Here is a 16685-nt window from a genome sequence, read left to right as displayed (position 1 = left end):
GCTTACAGCCCCAGATCCGACAACAGGTCGTCGGCGTCGTTCTGCGAGACCGCGTGGCGGTCCAGTCCCTTCAGTGCCGGCCCGGCCAGTTCCGGGTCGGTGCGATGCTGTTCCGGCGGCAGGCCGAGTGCGCCGAAGCCCTCGTGCACGCGGCGGACGATGCCGACCACGCGACGGATGATCTGCCCGGTCAGGTCCTGGTAGCTCTGGGTCAGGGCGATCTCGGTCAGGTTGTGGCGGATGCGCTCGAGCTGCGCGTCCTGGCCCGGCTGCAGGCCTTCAGCACGCAGCTGTTCGGTCAGGCTGCGGCATTCCTCGGCCAGGTCCAGGGTGCGGTGCGTGGCCTGTTCGGTCATTGCCACCACGTGGTCCAGGCGTGCGCAGGCGTCGTCCAGCTCACCGGCCTCGCTGGGCACGGTCGGCAGCTCACCCAGTGCCTGCCCCAGCTCGCGGGCCAGCCGCGAGAGGCCGCTCATCATCGGCTGCGTACGCAGCGCGACCAGTCCGTCGATGCGCTGCCGCCAGGCGGCCTCGTCACCGGACTCGAGTGCGTCCAGGGCTTCCTGCAGGCGCAGGGAGAGGGCGCTCTTGTCGACCGTGGTATCCATCAGGCGCTGGCCGCCAGGCGTTCGAAGATCTTGCCGAGCTTCTCTTCCAGCGTCTGCGCAGTGAACGGCTTGATGATGTAGCCGTTCACGCCGTTCTGGGCGGCTTCGATGATCTGTTCGCGCTTGGCTTCGGCGGTGACCATCAGCACTGGCAGGGTCTTCAGCTTGGCATCGGCACGGATCGCCTTCAGCAGCTCGATGCCGGTCATCACCGGCATGTTCCAGTCGGTGACCACGAAATCGAACGGCTGGCTCTGCAGCAGCGACAGCGCGGCATGCCCGTCCTCGGCTTCGGCGGTATTGGTGAAGCCCAGATCGCCCAGCAGGTTCTTGACGATCCGACGCATGGTCGAGAAGTCATCGACGATCAGGATGCGCATGTTCTTGTTCAAAGCAGAGTTCCTTTGTTGTTCATTCCGGGCGGCCGGGGGCAGCCGCCTCGGGCATGTTCATTCTTCCAGGCCGGCGTCCGCCGCCTCGAAAATCTTGAGCCGGCCACGCAGGCGCAGCACCGCCTGGCCGTGGATCTGGCAGACCCGCGACTCGCTCACGCCGAGCACCGCGCCGATCTCCTTCAGGTTCAGTTCCTGCTCGTAGTAGAGCGAGAGCACCAGCTGTTCGCGCTCGGGCAGGTGGCCGATGGCCTTGCCCAGCTCGCGGCCGAACTCACCACGCTCCAGTACCTGCTGCGGGGTCGGGCCGCCCTGGGCGACGGTGTCCAGCTCGCCCTGGTCCTCGATGCGCGACTCCAGGCTCAGCACCTGGCCACGGGCGGCGTCTTCCATCAACCGCAGGTATTCGGGCAGCGGCATCTCCATCGCTGCGGCCACTTCGGTGGCGCTGGCGGCGCGGCCGCTGCTCTGTTCCAGGCGGCGGATGGTGGCGGCGGCATCGCGTGCACGGCGGTGCACCGAGCGCGGCACCCAGTCGCCACGGCGGATCTCGTCGATCATCGAACCGCGGATGCGGATCGAGGCATAGGTCTCGAACGAGGCGCCCTGGTCGGCGTCGTAGCTGCGCGACGCTTCGATCAGGCCCATCATGCCGGCCTGGATCAGGTCGTCCACTTCAACGCTGGCCGGCAACCGGGCGGCCAGGTGGTGGGCGATGCGCCGCACCAGGTCCGAATGCTGGGCGATGACCTCGTTGGCCGCCGAGCGCTGGACTTCCCTGTACTGGGCTGCGCCTTTCATGCGGCCACCCCGCGCTGCTTGAGGATGCGCTCGAGGAAGAACTCGACGCCGCCACGCGGTTCGGTCGGCGCCTGCCAGCGTGCGGTGCGACGCGCGATCTCGGTGATCGCCAGCGCGGCCGGGCTGGACGGGTAGGCCTTCACCACCGGCTGCTGGCGCTGCACCGACAGGCGCAGCCAGTCGTCCTGCGGCACGCAGCCCAGGTAGTTCAGCGAGACATCGGCGAGGAACTTCTCGCACACGCGGGTCAGCTTTTCGTACAGCACGCGGCCCTCGTTGGGGTCGCGCACCATGTTGGCCACTACCTGGATGCGGTCCACGCCGCGTTCGCGCGACAGCACCTTGATCAGCGCGTAGGCGTCGGTGATCGAGGCCGGCTCGTCACAGACCACCACCACGGTGTCCTGCGCGGCCTGGCAGAAGGTCAGCACGCCGTCGGTGATGCCTGCGGCGGTGTCCACCACCATGATGTCCAGTTCGCGTTCCAGCTCGGAGAACACGTTGACCAGGCCGACGTGCTCGGCCGGGGCCAGCTCGGCCATGTGCCGGCGGCCGGACGCGGCCGGCACCACCAGCACGCCGTTCGGGCCTTCGACGATGACGTCGTCCAGCGAGCAGCGGCCGGCGACCAGGTCGGCCAGCGTGAAGGTCGGGTTCAGCCCCAGGATCACGTCGATGTTGGCCAGGCCCAGGTCGGCGTCCAGCAGCAGCGTGCGCTTGCCCATCCCGGCCAGTGCCACCGCCAGGTTGGCGGACACATTCGTCTTGCCCACGCCGCCCTTGCCGCCAGTGACGGCAATGGTGCGCACAGGGCCGAGCGGCTCGCTGCGGGTGGCCGACAGCGGGAAGGTCTTGGTCAGCTTGGCGTACTCACGCGACGGCATGGTTCAACTCCGGGTTGCAGGGCATATCGGCCGCGCGGCGCAAATCTTCAAGGCGAAGTACGAGATTGGCCGCACTGGCCCGGTGCAGGTCCTCCGGAACGTCCTGGCCATCGGTCACCCAGTTGATCGGGAGGGCGTGGTCCACGGCCACTGACAGGGCGTTGCCGAAGCGGCCGGTCTCGTCCAGCTTGCTCAGCACCAGGCCCTGCAGGTTGGCGGCGCCGAAGCGGCGGACCACCTCGTCCATGTCGCCGAAGCTGGTGTTGGCCGGCAGCACCAGCAGGGTGCGTACCTGGCGGGCGGCGCGCAGCCACTGCAGCTGCGCGGCCAGCGCGCGGTCGCGCGGGCCCAGGCCGGCGGTGTCGATCAGCACCAGCTTGTAGTCCTTCAGGCGTTCCAGCAGCTGGTCCAGGTCGGTGCCGCTGTTGGCCTCGTGCACCGCGATGCCGAGCTGGCGGCCGTAGCCGTACAGCTGCTCGCGGGCGCCGATGCGGGTGGTGTCGGTGGTCACCAGGGCCACATCGCGCGGCGCATGCTTCTCGGCGAAGCGCGAGGCCAGCTTGGCGATGGTGGTGGTCTTGCCGGCGCCGGTCGGGCCGACCAGGGCGATCACGCCGCCTTCTTCCAGCGGGTCGACCGGGGCGATCGGCAGCTTGCGCGAGATCAGCCCCAGCATCAGGCCGCGGCCACGATGGGCTTCGGTCTCCAGCGGGATCTGCATGGCCACGTCGCGGGCCAGCCCGGCGTCGAAACCGTACTCGTCCATCAGGTCCAGCGCGGTGGCGCGCACCGGGCTGCCACGCAGGCGCTCGTCGGTGAAGCGGTTCATCTCGCGCTCGATCACCTGGCGCATGCCGGCCACTTCCTGGCGCAGCTGGCGGATCTCGGCGTCGTCCTGGGCAACCACGGTCAGCGTCGGTGCCGGGGCCAGCATGGGGGCCGGGCTGGCTTCGCCGGCGGCTTCGAGCGCTGCCGTTTCGCTGGCGGCGATGTCAGGCTGGACATCGGCCATGGCAGCGCCCGGCAGCGGCGGCGGCTGCACGGCGGGGGGCACGCTTTCGTGATGCGTGTCGTGCGGCGGGTCGAGCTGGAAGCGGGCGCGGTTGGCCGGCGCGGTGACGGCCGGGCCCGGTGCGACGATGGCCTCGGCGAACGGGGCGAAGATCTGTTCGGGCAGCGCCGGTTCGTTGACGGCGGCGCGCGCCAGGGTGGCTGCGAAGCCGGTGCTGCCGCGGGTCGGCACGATCTCGTCGGCGCTGTCCAAGGTGCGGCCGGTGGCACCCACGGCCGCACGGGCGAGGGCGGCCACGGCCGAGGTGGTGGCGGCCACCGGCTCCGGCGCCGGGGCAGCGCTGCGGCGGCGGGTGACCGCGGCGATCACCGCGTCAGCAGCGGTGCGCGGCTTGGGAGCCGGCGGCGGTGCGACATCACGGCGCGAGGCTTCCAGTGCACGCTGCACGGCGCTCTCGTCGTAGTTGGCCGCGGCGACGATCTCGACGCCTTCCTCGATCCGGCGGTTGGACAGGATCACGGCGTCAGGACCATGTTCCTTGCGCACCAGGTTCATGGCCGAGCGCATGTCGGCGGCGACGAATCGTTTGATTTTCATGCTGTGGTCACGGGACGAAGACGGCGGGGTGGCGGTCGGAGAACTCGGGTGGTCGGTGGTCTGCACGGTGCGGGTTCCCCTTGGTATCTGTCTGTTGCGTTGGTTCGAAGGTGGTGTCTGTTTTCTGGCGCATCGGTGGGCGGCGTCAGCTGATCGTTCCGACCAGCTTCAGGCGCTTGTCCTCCGGCACCTCGCTGTAGGCCAGGACCGACAACGACGGAACGCTGTGGCGGACCAGGCGCGCCAGCGCGGCGCGCACCGGGCCCGGTACCAGCACGACCGCCGGCTCGTTTCGCGCTTCCTGCTTGCTGACACATTCGGCCAGGCTCTGGTGCAGTCGCTCTGCGAGTCCGGGTTCCAGCGCGGCGCCGTTGCCCTGCGTGGACTCCTGCAAGACACGTTCCAATTGCGGGTTGAGGGTGAACACCGGCAGCTCCGCCGACATTCCGGCGATCTCCTGCACGATGAAGCGGCCCAGCGCGGTGCGCACGGCAGCGGTCAGCACCGCCGGGTCCTGGCTGCTGGGCGCGTGTTCGACCAGCGCTTCGGCGATCTTGCGCAGCTGTCGGATCGGGATGCGCTCGACCAGCAGGTTCTGCAGCACGCGCACCACTGCCGACAGCGGCAGCGCCTTCGGCGTCAGATCTTCGACGAGCTTGGGCGCGCTCTTGGCCAGGTTGGCCAGCAGGTGCTGCACTTCCTCGTGGCCGAGCAGTTCCGGCGCATGTTCGCGGATCAGGTGCGAGAGGTGGGTGGCCACCACGGTGGCCGGGTCGACCACGGTGTAGCCCAGCGTTTCAGCCTGGGCACGCTGGTGCGGCTGGATCCAGGTGGCATCCAGGCCGAACGCGGGATCCTTGCCGGCAATGCCCTCCAGGGTGCCCAGCGCGCTGCCCGGGTCCAGCGCCAGTTCGCGGTCCGGGTGGATCTCGGCGGTGGCCACTGGCACGCCATGCACCAGCACGCGGTAGCCGTTGGCCGGCAGTTCCAGGTTGTCGCGGATGTGCACCGAGGGAATCAGGAAGCCGACGTCCTGGGTCAGCTTGCGGCGCACGCCCTTGATGCGCGCCATCAGTTCGCCGCCCTGGTTGCTGTCCACCAGCGGGATCAGCCGGTAGCCGACCTCAAGGCCCAGCGGATCGACCGGGCGCAGCTCGTCCCAGCTCAGTTCGGCGGTCGGCGCAGGTGCCGCCGGGCGGCCGAGTGCGTTGAGTGCGGCCGCGTCATTGCCGGCGGCTGCCGGGTCGGTGGCTGCGGCCTTGCCCTTGCGGTAGACCTTCCAGGCGATGAAGCCGAGGATAGCGGCCAGCGTCAGGAAAGCGACGTTGGGCATGCCCGGCACCAGGCCGACCACGCCGATGATGCCGGCGGTGATCGCCAGCGCGCGGTACTGGCCGAACACCTGGCCGGTCATCGCCTGGGCCATGTCCTGCGAGCGCGAGGCGCGGGTCACCAGCATCGCCACCGCGCTGGAGACCAGCAGGGCCGGCAGCTGCGCCACCAGGCCGTCACCGATGGACAGCAGGGTGTAGGTGGCAGCGGCTTCGCCGAACGGCATGCCATGCTGCAACACGCCCACGGCCAGGCCGCCGAGCATGTTGATGAACAGGATCAGGATGCCGGCGATGGCGTCACCGCGGATGAACTTGCTGGCGCCGTCCATCGCGCCGTAGAAGTCGGCTTCCTCGCGCACTTCCTCGCGGCGCAGCTTGGCTTCTTCACGCGTCAGCAAACCGGCGTTGAGGTCGGCGTCGATCGCCATCTGCTTGCCGGGCATCGCGTCGAGGATGAAGCGCGCGGTCACTTCCGAAACGCGGCCGGCGCCCTTGGTGATGACCACGAAGTTGATGATGGTCAGGATCGCGAACACCACGATGCCGACCGCATAGTTGCCGCCGATCACGAATTCGCCGAAGGCGGCGATGACCTTGCCGGCGGCGTCGTGGCCGTTCTGGCCGTTGAGCAGGATCACGCGGGTGGAGGCCACGTTCAGCGCCAGCCGCAGCATGGTGGTGATCAGCAGCACGATCGGGAAGATGGTGAAGTCCAGCGGGCGCTTCACGTAGACCACCGCCAGCAGCACCATCAGCGAGATGGCGATGTTGAAGGTGAACAGCGCATCGAGCACCGGCGCGGCCAGCGGCACCACGACCATGGCCAGCAGGGCCAGCACGATCAGCGGCGCGCCAAGGCCCTGGCGGATCATTTCCAGGGCACGGCGGGTGTTGAAGCCGGCGGAGGGCTGGGCGCTCACGGGCGGCCCCCCTTGCCGAATTCATCCACCTGGATGTGCGGGGCGTCCGGCATCGGGCCAGTGCGCCAGGCGCGCAGCTGGTAGACGTAGGACAGGACCTGGGCGACGGCCGAATACAGTCTCACGGGGATTTCCTTTCCGAGTTGGCCTTCCCGATACAAGGCGCGTGCCAAAGGCGGGGCGGAGACGATCGCGACCTTGTTGCCGTCGGCGACCTCACGGATGCGCAGGGCGGTTTCGTCCACGCCCAGGGCGACCACGGTGGGAGCATTCATGGTCCCACCCTCGTACTTCAGGGCCACCGCGTAGTGCGTCGGGTTGACCACCACCACGTCGGCGGTGGGTACCGCTTCCATCATCCGACGGTTGGCCATCTGCTGCTGCAGCTGGCGGATGCGGCCCTTCACCTCGGGGCTGCCCTCGCTCTCCTTCATTTCCCGGCGCAGCTCTTCACGGGTCATCTTCAGCTTGCGCATCCAGTTCCAGCGCTGGTAGGGCGCATCGATGGCGGCCAGCACCAGCATCGCGCCGGCGGTGGCCAGCAGCAGGCGCAGGGTGAAGCCCAGGCCATCGGTGATGGCGGTTTCCAGCGGGTGGTGGATCAGCCCGCGCAGGGTGTCGAAGCCGGTCCAGACCACCAGCCCTGCGGCGACGCCGACGAAGGCCACGCGCAGCAGCGATTTGGTGAATTCGGCAATCGCCTCCGGGCCATACAGGCGCTTGAGCCCGCTCATCGGGTTCATGCGGTTGATGTCGGGCAGCAACGCCTTCTGCGACCAGCGCAGGCCGCCCATCACCAACGGGGCGACGAAGCTGGCCAGCAGGCAGACCAGCACCAGCGGTGCGATCACCAGCATGAACTGCAGCAGCAGGTCGCCGAAGTGGCCGAACAGTTCCTTCGGGTTCTGCCGCAGGCCCTGTTCCGGGCTGAGCGCGTGCTTCATCCAGGCACTGGCGCCACGGCCGATCGAGCCGCTCATGGCCATCACCGCCAGCACGCCGGCACCGAACACGGCGGCGGTGCCAAGTTCGCGCGAGCGCGGCAGGTTGCCTTGTTCACGGGCGTCGCGCAGGCGTTTTTCGGTAGGTTGTTCGGTCTTTTCGCCGGCGGATTCGTTCTCGGACATCACGGGCACTGCGGCAGGGGATGCCGGGGTGCGTGCAAGAAGTGTTCCGTGATGGGCCGTTGCCTATCCACGCATGGTATGGATCTACTGTAGGGAGTCGCTGGCGGGGCGCAGGGGAATCGTCAGAACACTGTCGCTGTGCCAATCCACCTGCAGCGGGGTGCCCCCATCAGCGGCCGATTCGTCGCTGACATCGCGGCCGCTGCCGTGGTTGACCTGGTGCATGGCGTCCTTCAGCACATCCACCTTCACCAGCAGGCGGCTGCCGGCAGCCAGGCGGCGGGCGACCATGCGCGTGCGATCGAAGGGCAGGTGGGTCCATTGGCCGGGCTGCAGCAACTGGCGCGTACCCGGGTCACGCACGTGGCTGGCCCGGCCCATGTAATAGGACAGCTGCATCCGGTGTCCATCGGCCATCAGCTCGTACAGGGTGACGGTGAAATCGAAGTCGCGCTTGTTGATCCGTACCTTCAGGTCTCCGGAGAAGCTGCCTACCAGGTCCATGGGGCCGGTGAAGGGTTCCGAGACATAGGCCAGCGCGGTGTCGGCTTCATCCTGTGCTGCGACGATGGGGAACGGGTAGTAGCCGTGCCGCATTTCGTTGCGGTCGGCCATGTTCACGGTCTGCCCCAGCTGGCCCGGCGCTGGCGGCTGTTCCTGCAGGCGGTGGTAGCCATCGGGCGAAGCGGGTGCAGCCGACAGGTGGTAGCGGCGGTGGGCACCCGCGGCGGCGTCCAGTGTTGCCGCATGCCCCCAGCGATTGGCGCCCATCAGCTGGTAGTTCACGCGGTCAGGCACCAGCGCCGGGCGAGGGGCGCCGCGCAGCATATGGTCCAGCCACTGGAAGGTCAGTGCGGGCGTGTCGAACTGCGCGACAGGATCCAGCTCATGGCCACGTAGCTGCATCGGCTTGAGCGCCGACTGCGCACCGCGGTGGTCGTAGGGGCCGATCAGCAGGGCATGGTCGGCATCGGGGCGGTGCCGCAGGTGGTCCTTGAAGTACTGCAGTGCCGAGATCTGGCCGTCGTCGTAGTACCCGGTGATGGTCAGCACCGGGATGCGGATGTCGTCGAACTGGTCGCCATAGGGAACCATCGACTGCCAGTAGGCATCGTACGTCGGGTGATCGAGCCAGCGCTGCAGCCAGGGGTTGGGCGTGCCGTCGATCTGGTCGATCTGCCGGTAAGGGCGGCCGGAGGCATACCAGCGGCGGGGCAGCTGTGACCAGCGTTCGTTCTGGTTGTAGGTGTCGTTGTCCAGCATCGGGTCATTGGCCACATAGAACGCCCAACCGTAGTTGGCACTCAGGAACACGTTGTTCTCCATCGGCAGGCCCTGGCCGGGGATGGCGGCAACGTAGGGCACGATGGTCTTCAATGCGGGATGGTGATGGCGCGCCGCCGCCCAGGCAGTAAAGCCCTCGTAGCTGCCGCCATACATGGCCACCCGGCCATCGCTCCATGGCTGGCGGCTGATCCAGTCGATGGCCGCGTTGGCGTCCGCGCCGTCATGCTCGTAGGGGGCGATGGTGCCGCTGCCCTGGCCCTTGCCGCGCGCATCGACCACGATGCCGGCGTAGCCATGCGCGGCGGCCAGCAGCATCTTCTGCCGGTTCTTGGGTGGATCGGTGTAGATGGTGAACAGCATGGCCGCAGGCAGGGGCACCGATGCGGCGCGAGGGCGGGCCAGCTGCGCCGACAGCACGACGCCATCGCCAACGGGGATGCGCAATGCGTCGTCGATGGCGAAGCGGCGCTGCTCTTCCGCCGCGACCAGCGGAGGGGCCAGGGCAGCGGCCAGGGTCTGCGCACGCAGTGCCGCCCGCAGGCGCAGCAGTTCCAGGGCGACAGCCTCGGCAATGGTCGTCGCCCCCGCCTGTGCCGCGACGGCCTGCTCCAGCTGGGCGCGCACCGGGGCTGGCTCAACCGAGAGTGCGGCACCGGCCTGCACCGCGGCAACGTCGTCGAGGGCGGCGAAGGTGGCGTGGAAGGCGCGCGCATACTCCGCTGCGTCCTGCTCGCCGGCGGTGACGAGCAGCAGCATCGGTACCCAGCGTTGCACTGCTGCGGTATCACCGTCGCTTGCAAGCGATGCGCGTGCCTGCTGGATCGATCGCCGCGCTTCGGCCGTCTGGCCCGCCGCCACCAACGCGTGGCCGCGCTGTGCATCGGTCAGGCTGGGCGACTTCAGCATGCCCTTGCCAAGGGCCTGCAGGGCAGCGTCGACCTGGGCCGGGGAAGCATCGGCTGGCAATGACCACGGCAGATCAGCGGCGTTGGCGTGGCCGACAGCAAGGGCCAGCAACAGGCCAGCAAGAGTGGTGCGTAGGGCCACGGGCGCTTCCTTGGATGAGGGTGGAACGGCGCATCCACGCATGGCGTGGATCTACCGAAGGCCAACCAATGGTAGCGCCGGGCCGTGTCCGGCGGGAGCCGAGCGCAGGCTCGGCGCTACCGGGGCGCGTTGTCGCTGGGCGGCGGGCTCTGCGCCAGTTCCACCCGCGGCCGGGGCAGGTCGTGCAGCTGCATGAAGCGCGCCGCATCGACCGGCCGTCCCAGCAGGTAGCCCTGCAGGTAGTCGCAGCCCAGGCGCTCCAGGTAGGCGCGCTGGGCGGCGGTCTCCACGCCCTCGGCGACGATGTCCATGTCCAGCGCATGGCCCAGCGCCACGATCGCCGAGACGATCACCACGTCCTCTGCACTGTGTTCCAGGTCGCGCACGAACGCATGGTCGATCTTGATCTCGGTGGCTGGCAGCCGCTTCAGGTACAGCAGGCTGGAATAGCCGGTGCCGAAGTCATCGATGGAGATGCCTACGCCCAGCGCCGACAGCGCCTGCAGCAGGCGCAGGCTGGTGTCGGTATCGCGCATCACCGTGCTTTCGGTGATTTCCAGCACCAGGTGGCGCGGGGCGATGTTGTGGCGTTCGATCACCGCGCGCACATCCTGCAGCAGGTGCGGCGAACTGAACTGCACCGGCGACAGGTTCACGGACATCGACCAGCCTTCGTGACCGGCATCGTGCCAGCGCCGCAGCTGCAGGCAGGCCTGGTCCAGTGCCCAGCGCCCGATATCGTTGATGGCACCGCTGCGCTCGGCCAGGCGGATGAACCGATCGGGCGGAATCAGGCCATGCTCCGGGTGGTGCCAGCGGATCAATGCTTCGGCACCGGCCACCTTCTGCGTGGCCACGCGGATCTTGGGCTGGTAGTGCAGGAACAGCTGCTCGCTGCCGATGGCCCGGCGCAGGTCGGCCAGCAGCCGGAATTGTTGTTCGGCGCTGTCATTCATCCAGTCGGCGAACAGCACGAAGGCGTTGCGCCCGGATTCCTTGGCCTGGTACATCGCCGCGTCGGCAAAGGCCATCAGCTGCCGCTCGCTGGCGGCGTGATCCGGGCAGATCGCCACGCCGATGCTGGCGGTTACCTGCAGTTCGTTGTCCGGCAGCAGCGGTCCACTGCCGACCGCCTGCAGGATGCGCCGGGCGAGGGTTGGCAGATCCTCATCGTGCTCGATGCGCACCACCAGCACGAACTCATCGCCGCCCAGGCGCGCCAGCATGTCATGCGGGCGCAGCAGCTGGCGGGTGCGCTCGGCCACCGCCACCAGCAATGCGTCACCCGCCTGGTGGCCATAGGCATCGTTGACCTGCTTGAAGCCGTCCAGGTCCATGAACATCACCGCGAAGCGGCTGCCGCCCTGTTCGGCCTCGGCCAGTGCCTGCACGATGCGGCGCTGCAACAGCAGGCGGTTGGGCAGGCGGGTGAGCGGATCATGCAGTGCGGCCTGGGTCAGTTCCTGCTGCGCATCGGTCAACGAAGTGCTCAGCATGGAATTGCGCAGTCGTAGCAGCTGCGCCTCCACCCGCTGGTCCAGCCAGGACACCACCAGCACCACCGCGAGGATCGCGACCGTCAGCACCACTACCAGCATCGCCAGCCACTCGTTCTGCAGGCCATCGCCGACCGCCGCGCCGCAGATGCTGCCTTCCGGAAAGCGTGCGGCGGCCATGCCGGTGTAGTGCATGCCAACGATGGCCAGCCCGAGCAGGCCAGCGGCTGCCAGCCGGTCGCCGACACGGGTGCGCTGCGCGCGCAGGCGGAAGGCTACGTACAACGCAGTCCATGAGGCGGCGACCGCCACGATCAGCGAGAACAGCAGCCAGCCCGGGTCATAGTCGATGCCGGGTTGCATGCGCATCGCCGCCATGCCGACGTAGTGCATGCCGGCAATGCCGGTACCCATCAGCAATGCCCCGCCGGCCAGGCGTGGGTGCGGCAGGGTGCGCAGCGAAACCAGCCACAGCGCGAACACCGATGAGGCGATGGCCAGGGCCAGGGAGAGCAGGGTGATCGGCAGGTCGTAGCCGAGCGGAATGGGCAGGTCGAAGGCGAGCATGCCGATGAAGTGCATCGACCAGATACCCAGGCCCATGGCGAAGCCACCACCGAGGCGCCACCACCAGGCCGCGCCCTTGCCGGGTGCGGTGACCGTGCGCCCGGCCATCGCCAGCGCGGTGTATGACGCCATCACGGCAACCAGCAACGAGATCGCCACCAGCCACGGGTTGTACGTGCCTACCAGCATTCGTCAGTCTCCCGGACCTGCCTGTCGACGGAAACCACGGTGGGGCATGCATGAGGCAGGCCGACGCAGGGCGGCGGCCACGTGCGGCATCCCCCCGGTTGCCGCGCATTCACTCTAGCGCGCAGACCCGGGGGAAGGGCAAGCAGTAAAACGTGATGATCGGGTCAGTGTGTGACCGCGTCCGCAGCCTGGAAGGCGGCATCGAACAGGCGCTGTACCGGCGGACCCATTTCCCCGGCCAGCAGGGCCAGCAGGAACAGGCCCAGCAGCAGTGAGACCGGCAGGCCCAGCTGGATCGGATTCAGTGCCGGGGCAGCACGCGCCAGCACGCCGAAGGCCAGGTTCACCGCCAGCATCGCCACGGTCAGTGGAATGGCCAGGGTCAGTGCGCCGCGCAGCACGGTCAGCAGGAAGGTCGGAGCGATGCTGAAGAAGGCGTGCGGGTCCGGCAGCGGGGCGCCGATCGGCAGCGCCCGGTAGCTGTCCACCACCAGCGAGATCAGCGCCAGATGGCCGTTGGCGGTGAAGAACAGCAGGCCGAACAGCAGGTAGAACCACTGCCCGATCACGCCGGAGGTGCCACCACGAAGCGGGTCGCTCATCTGCGCGAAGGCCAGGCCGGTGCCCTGGGCGATCAGTTCGCCGGCCATCGCGCCGGCCTCGAACACCAGCCGGAGCAGGAAGCCGATGGACACGCCGATGGCCAGCTCGCGGGCGATGGTCAGTACGGTGGCAGCATCGAAGCCGGTCCAGTCCGGAACCGGCGGCAGCAGCGGTGCCAACGCGATGGCAAGGGTACCGGCCAGGATCACGCGGATCCGTGCCGGCACCGCACGGGTGCCGACCATGGGCATGGCCATGGCCACCGCGCCGATGCGCAGCATGGTCCACAGCACGGTGCCGATCATGCCGAAGGCCTGCAGGCCGTCGGCAGCCATCTGGGTGGCGGCGTCCATCGAGGCGCGTGTCCTAGCCGATCAGGTGTGGAATGCGCTGGAACAGCAGCGTGGTGAATTCAACCAGGTGGCCGATCAGCAGGCTGCCCAGCGCGAACAGCACCGCGGTCAGTGCCGCCGCCTTGGCAACGAAGGCGATGGTCGGTTCGTTGAGCTGGGTCGCGGCCTGCACCACGCCCACCACCACGCCCACCACCAGCACGGTGAGCAGCAGAGGGCCGGCCACCCACAACACGGTGATCAGGCCGCCACGCAGTTCGGTCAAGGCAAGTTCGGGAGACATTCGGGGTCCATCTGCTTGTGTGGAGTCGAGCCGCGCTCGACTGTGCTTCTGTAGAGCCGAGCCATGCCCGACTACCTCTCAATCACGCCGGATTGAAGCTCGCCGCCAACGTACCCACGGTCAGCACCCAGCCATCCACCAGCACGAACAGCAGGATCTTGAACGGTGCCGACACCAGCATCGGCGACAGCATCATCATGCCCATCGACATCAGCACGCTGGCCACGACCAGGTCGATGATCACGAACGGGATGAAGATCAGGAAGCCGATTTCGAAGGCGGTCTTCAGTTCGCTGGTGACGAACGATGCGACCAGTACCGGGAACGGGATCGCGTCGGGGCTGGCGTAGGTGCCGTGCCCGGCGATGCCGGCGAAGGTCATCAGGTCGGTCTCCCGGATCTGCGCCAGCATGAAGCCGCGCAACGGCGTGGTGGTCAGCGTCCAGGCGGTCTGGAAGTCGATCTCGCCGTTGAGGTACGGCGCCATGCCGGTGCTCCAGGCCTTGTCCCAGGTCGGCATCATCACCATCGCGGTGAGGAACAGGGCCAGGCCCAGCAGCACCTGGTTGGACGGCGTCTGCCCAGTACCCAGCGCCTGGCGCAGCAGGCCCAGCACGATGATGATGCGGGTGAACGAGGTCAGCACCAGCAACATCGACGGGATCAGGGTGATCGCCGTCATCAGCAGCAGGGTCTGCAGCGGCAGGCTGACCGGCGCACCACCGATCTTGCCGACGTTGATGTCCGGCAGTGGCGTGGTCGGTGCGCCGGGTGCAGCGAAGGCCAGTGCCGGCAACAGGCACAGGGCGAGCATCAGCAGCCACGGCATCAGGGTGGCAAGACGGGTACGGGTGACACGCATGTCAGGGGTCCTTGCGCAGCCGCTGCTGCAGCAGCTGGGCGAAACTCGGAAGATTCTTGAAGTCCGGCACGCGCACGGGCGCGGGCGGCGGCAGCGGTTCGGGCAGGGTGTGCAGGGTGTTGATGCCGCCGGCGGTGACGCCCAGCAGCAGCTGCTGGCCGTTGACCTCGACCACCACCACGCGCTCCTTGGCACCGACACTCAGGCTGGCCACCACCTTCATGCCTTCGGCCGGGCGGAAACCACTGCCGGGCAGGCGCTTGAGCAGCCAGCCGAGGCCGATGACCAGCGCCAGCACTGCCAGCAGCGCCAGCACCGCGCCGAACAGGCTCGGTGCGGCGGCTGCGTGCTGGCCGATCTGCGGTCCGGCCGGAGCGGCGGTCTTGCCGACCGCCAGCAGGGTGGAGGCCAGCAGGCTCAACGCAGTCTCCGGATCCGCTCGCTCGGGCTGACCACATCGGTCAGGCGCACGCCGAAGCGGTCATTGATCACCACCACTTCGCCATGGGCGATCAGGGTGCCGTTGACGAACACATCCAGCGACTCGCCGGCACCACGTTCCAGTTCCACCACCGAACCCTGGTTGAGCTGCAGCAGGTTGCGGATCGGCAGGCGCGCGCGACCGACTTCCAGCGACAGCGTCACCGGTACGTCGAGGATCACGTCCAGGTTCAGGTCCGGGCCGTTCGCCTCATCGGCCTGCAGGCTGCTGAACTGGGCCGGAGTGGGTTCGAGGGCGTCGATATCGTTCATTGCGGGTCTTCCTGGATGACGGGTACGCGCGGGCGGGTGCCCGGCGGATGGGTAGCGGTGATCTTCACGGCGTTCATGCCGTTGGCGATGCCGAACTCGCCGGTGAACACCGGGATGTTCTCCACGCACACCGGCACCTGCGGGCTCAGCTCGATCGGCAGGATGTCGCCGACCTTCAGCTGGGTCAGGTCACGCAGGGTCATGCGCTTGCTGGCCAGTACGCTGGACAGGGTGACTTCGGCGATGTTGAGCTGTTCACGCAGGGTCTTGCCCCAGCTCTCGTCGCGGTCGTTGCGGTCGCTCTGGATGCCTGCGTCGAGCAGCTCGCGGATCGGCTCCAGCATCGAATACGGCAGGGTGACGTGGATGTCGCCACCGCCGCCATCGAGTTCGACGTGCAGGCGGCACACCACGACGTATTCGCGTGGCGTCACGATGTTGGCGAAGTGCGGGTTGATCTCCGAGTTGATGTACTCGAAGTCGACGTCCATCACCGGTGCCCAGGCCTCGCGCAGGTCGGCGAAGGTCTGCTTCAGCAGCAGGTGGATCACCCGCATTTCGGTGGCGGTGAACTCGCGGCCTTCGATGCGGGTGGGGTAGCGCCCGTCGCCACCGAAGAAGTTGTCGACGATGGCGAACACCAGGGTCGGCTCGAACACGATCAGGCCGGTACCGCGCAGCGGTTTGAAGCGGATCAGGTTCAGGTTGGTCGGCACATACAGCGAGTGCATGTAGTCGTTGAACTTGATCAGCTCGATGCCGCGCACCGACAGCTCGGCCGAGCGGCGGATCAGGTTGAACAGGCCGATCCGCCACAGGCGCGCGAAACGCTCGTGGACCATTTCCAGGGTCGGCATGCGACCGCGGATGATGCGGTCCTGGCTGGCGAAGTCGTACGAGCGCGCTTCGCCTGACGGCGGTTCCGGATCGGTTTCGACCGCGCCACTGTCCACGCCGTGGAGCAGGGCATCGATCTCGTCCTGGGACAACAGATCATTCATCGGTGGGCCCTTACTGGGTCACGAAGCTGGTGAACAGCAGGTCGTCGGCACCATTGCTGCCGGTCTCGGCCTTGAGCACTTTCTGCACTTCGGCCAGCGACGCAGCCTGCAGCTTCTGCTTGCCGGCGACATCGGCGATCTGGTCCGGGCTGACCTGCGAGAACAGCATCAGCAGGCGTGCGCGGATGGCGGGTGCATGGGTCTTGATCGCTTCCAGCGCAGCCGGGTCGCGGGTCATCAGCTGCACTTCCAGCTGCAGGTAGCGCGGGCCGTCGACCGGGCCGTTGAGGTTGACCACGAAGGCCGGGTCCAGCGCGAAATACTGGGCCGGTGCCGGGGTCGTGGTCTTCTTCGGGGCCTGCGCGGCCTTGTCTTCGTGCTTGGACTGGGTGAAGAACCAGACGCCGCCACCGGCGGCAGCGGCGGCCAGTACGGCCACCAGCGCGGTGATCAGGATCGGACTGCGCGGCTTGGCGGCCTTGTCCTTCTCGGCGGTCTTCTTGGTTTTGTCAGCGGCTGCGGCCACGGGGTGAAGCTCCTGAGGGTTGCTTCACCGGGATATGCAAGGG

General features: G+C 68.0%; 16 protein-coding genes. All 16 read right to left on the bottom strand.

Translation table 11 applies throughout. The features are described 5' to 3' along the window. Nucleotides 1-2 precede the first annotated feature (2 nt). The 16 genes from H4O10_RS06935 to H4O10_RS06860 all read right to left on the bottom strand — a co-directional run bounded on the left by H4O10_RS06935 (nucleotide 3) and on the right by H4O10_RS06860 (nucleotide 16642). Nucleotides 3-608, bottom strand: a complete 606-nt coding sequence (locus H4O10_RS06935; RefSeq protein ID WP_012480099.1) for a protein phosphatase CheZ — start codon at nucleotides 606-608, stop codon at nucleotides 3-5. Beyond that, complete coding sequence (cheY, locus tag H4O10_RS06930) at nucleotides 608-1000, bottom strand: chemotaxis response regulator CheY (protein ID WP_005413247.1); 393 nt, start codon at nucleotides 998-1000, stop codon at nucleotides 608-610. The genes H4O10_RS06935 and cheY overlap by 1 nt, the downstream gene beginning before the upstream one ends. Nucleotides 1001-1057: 57 nt before the next feature. Next, nucleotides 1058-1801 (bottom strand): RNA polymerase sigma factor FliA, encoded by a 744-nt coding sequence (locus H4O10_RS06925; protein ID WP_005413248.1) that lies wholly within the window; start codon nucleotides 1799-1801, stop codon nucleotides 1058-1060. After that, nucleotides 1798-2685: a P-loop NTPase gene (locus H4O10_RS06920; protein WP_005409532.1), complete on the bottom strand. Its 888-nt coding sequence runs from the start codon at nucleotides 2683-2685 to the stop codon at nucleotides 1798-1800. Before H4O10_RS06920 ends, H4O10_RS06925 begins: the two co-directional genes overlap by 4 nt. Continuing rightward, nucleotides 2672-4294, bottom strand: coding sequence for a flagellar biosynthesis protein FlhF (gene flhF / locus H4O10_RS06915; protein WP_012480100.1), 1623 nt, complete (start codon nucleotides 4292-4294; stop codon nucleotides 2672-2674). Before flhF ends, H4O10_RS06920 begins: the two co-directional genes overlap by 14 nt. Nucleotides 4295-4439: 145 nt before the next feature. Beyond that, nucleotides 4440-6500, bottom strand: coding sequence for a flagellar biosynthesis protein FlhA (gene flhA / locus H4O10_RS06910; protein ID WP_169449112.1), 2061 nt, complete (start codon nucleotides 6498-6500; stop codon nucleotides 4440-4442). A 44-nt stretch (nucleotides 6501-6544) separates the two neighbouring features. Then, nucleotides 6545-7675: a flagellar biosynthesis protein FlhB gene (gene flhB, locus H4O10_RS06905; protein WP_012480102.1), complete on the bottom strand. Its 1131-nt coding sequence runs from the start codon at nucleotides 7673-7675 to the stop codon at nucleotides 6545-6547. A gap of 84 nt (nucleotides 7676-7759) precedes the next feature. Continuing rightward, on the bottom strand, nucleotides 7760-10009 hold the full coding sequence (locus H4O10_RS06900; protein WP_099596033.1) for a CocE/NonD family hydrolase: 2250 nt from the start codon (nucleotides 10007-10009) through the stop codon (nucleotides 7760-7762). 116 nt (nucleotides 10010-10125) lie between these two features. After that, on the bottom strand, nucleotides 10126-12261 hold the full coding sequence (locus H4O10_RS06895; protein WP_099596034.1) for a bifunctional diguanylate cyclase/phosphodiesterase: 2136 nt from the start codon (nucleotides 12259-12261) through the stop codon (nucleotides 10126-10128). Nucleotides 12262-12425: 164 nt separating this feature from the next. Further along, complete coding sequence (fliR, locus tag H4O10_RS06890) at nucleotides 12426-13217, bottom strand: flagellar biosynthetic protein FliR (protein ID WP_005409539.1); 792 nt, start codon at nucleotides 13215-13217, stop codon at nucleotides 12426-12428. Between the two features lie 13 nt (nucleotides 13218-13230). Beyond that, complete coding sequence (locus tag H4O10_RS06885; protein ID WP_005413254.1) at nucleotides 13231-13500, bottom strand: flagellar biosynthetic protein FliQ; 270 nt, start codon at nucleotides 13498-13500, stop codon at nucleotides 13231-13233. Between the two features lie 82 nt (nucleotides 13501-13582). Next, the gene (gene fliP / locus H4O10_RS06880; protein ID WP_005409541.1) at nucleotides 13583-14362 is read right to left on the bottom strand and encodes a flagellar type III secretion system pore protein FliP; all 780 of its coding nucleotides are present in this window, start codon (nucleotides 14360-14362) and stop codon (nucleotides 13583-13585) included. Nucleotide 14363: 1 nt separating this feature from the next. Beyond that, nucleotides 14364-14783, bottom strand: coding sequence for a flagellar biosynthetic protein FliO (gene fliO, locus H4O10_RS06875; RefSeq protein ID WP_012480106.1), 420 nt, complete (start codon nucleotides 14781-14783; stop codon nucleotides 14364-14366). Next, nucleotides 14780-15115 (bottom strand): flagellar motor switch protein FliN, encoded by a 336-nt coding sequence (fliN, locus tag H4O10_RS06870; RefSeq protein WP_005409543.1) that lies wholly within the window; start codon nucleotides 15113-15115, stop codon nucleotides 14780-14782. The genes fliO and fliN overlap by 4 nt, the downstream gene beginning before the upstream one ends. Beyond that, on the bottom strand, nucleotides 15112-16116 hold the full coding sequence (gene fliM / locus H4O10_RS06865) for a flagellar motor switch protein FliM (protein WP_005409544.1): 1005 nt from the start codon (nucleotides 16114-16116) through the stop codon (nucleotides 15112-15114). Before fliM ends, fliN begins: the two co-directional genes overlap by 4 nt. 10 nt (nucleotides 16117-16126) lie before the next feature. Then, on the bottom strand, nucleotides 16127-16642 hold the full coding sequence (locus H4O10_RS06860) for a flagellar basal body-associated FliL family protein (RefSeq protein ID WP_012480107.1): 516 nt from the start codon (nucleotides 16640-16642) through the stop codon (nucleotides 16127-16129). Nucleotides 16643-16685 lie beyond the last annotated feature (43 nt).

The organism is Stenotrophomonas sp. I18B00994 (assembly GCF_014145825.1).
In the GTDB taxonomy this organism is placed as follows: domain Bacteria; phylum Pseudomonadota; class Gammaproteobacteria; order Xanthomonadales; family Xanthomonadaceae; genus Stenotrophomonas; species Stenotrophomonas maltophilia.
This window is presented reverse-complemented; position numbering and strand designations above follow the sequence as displayed.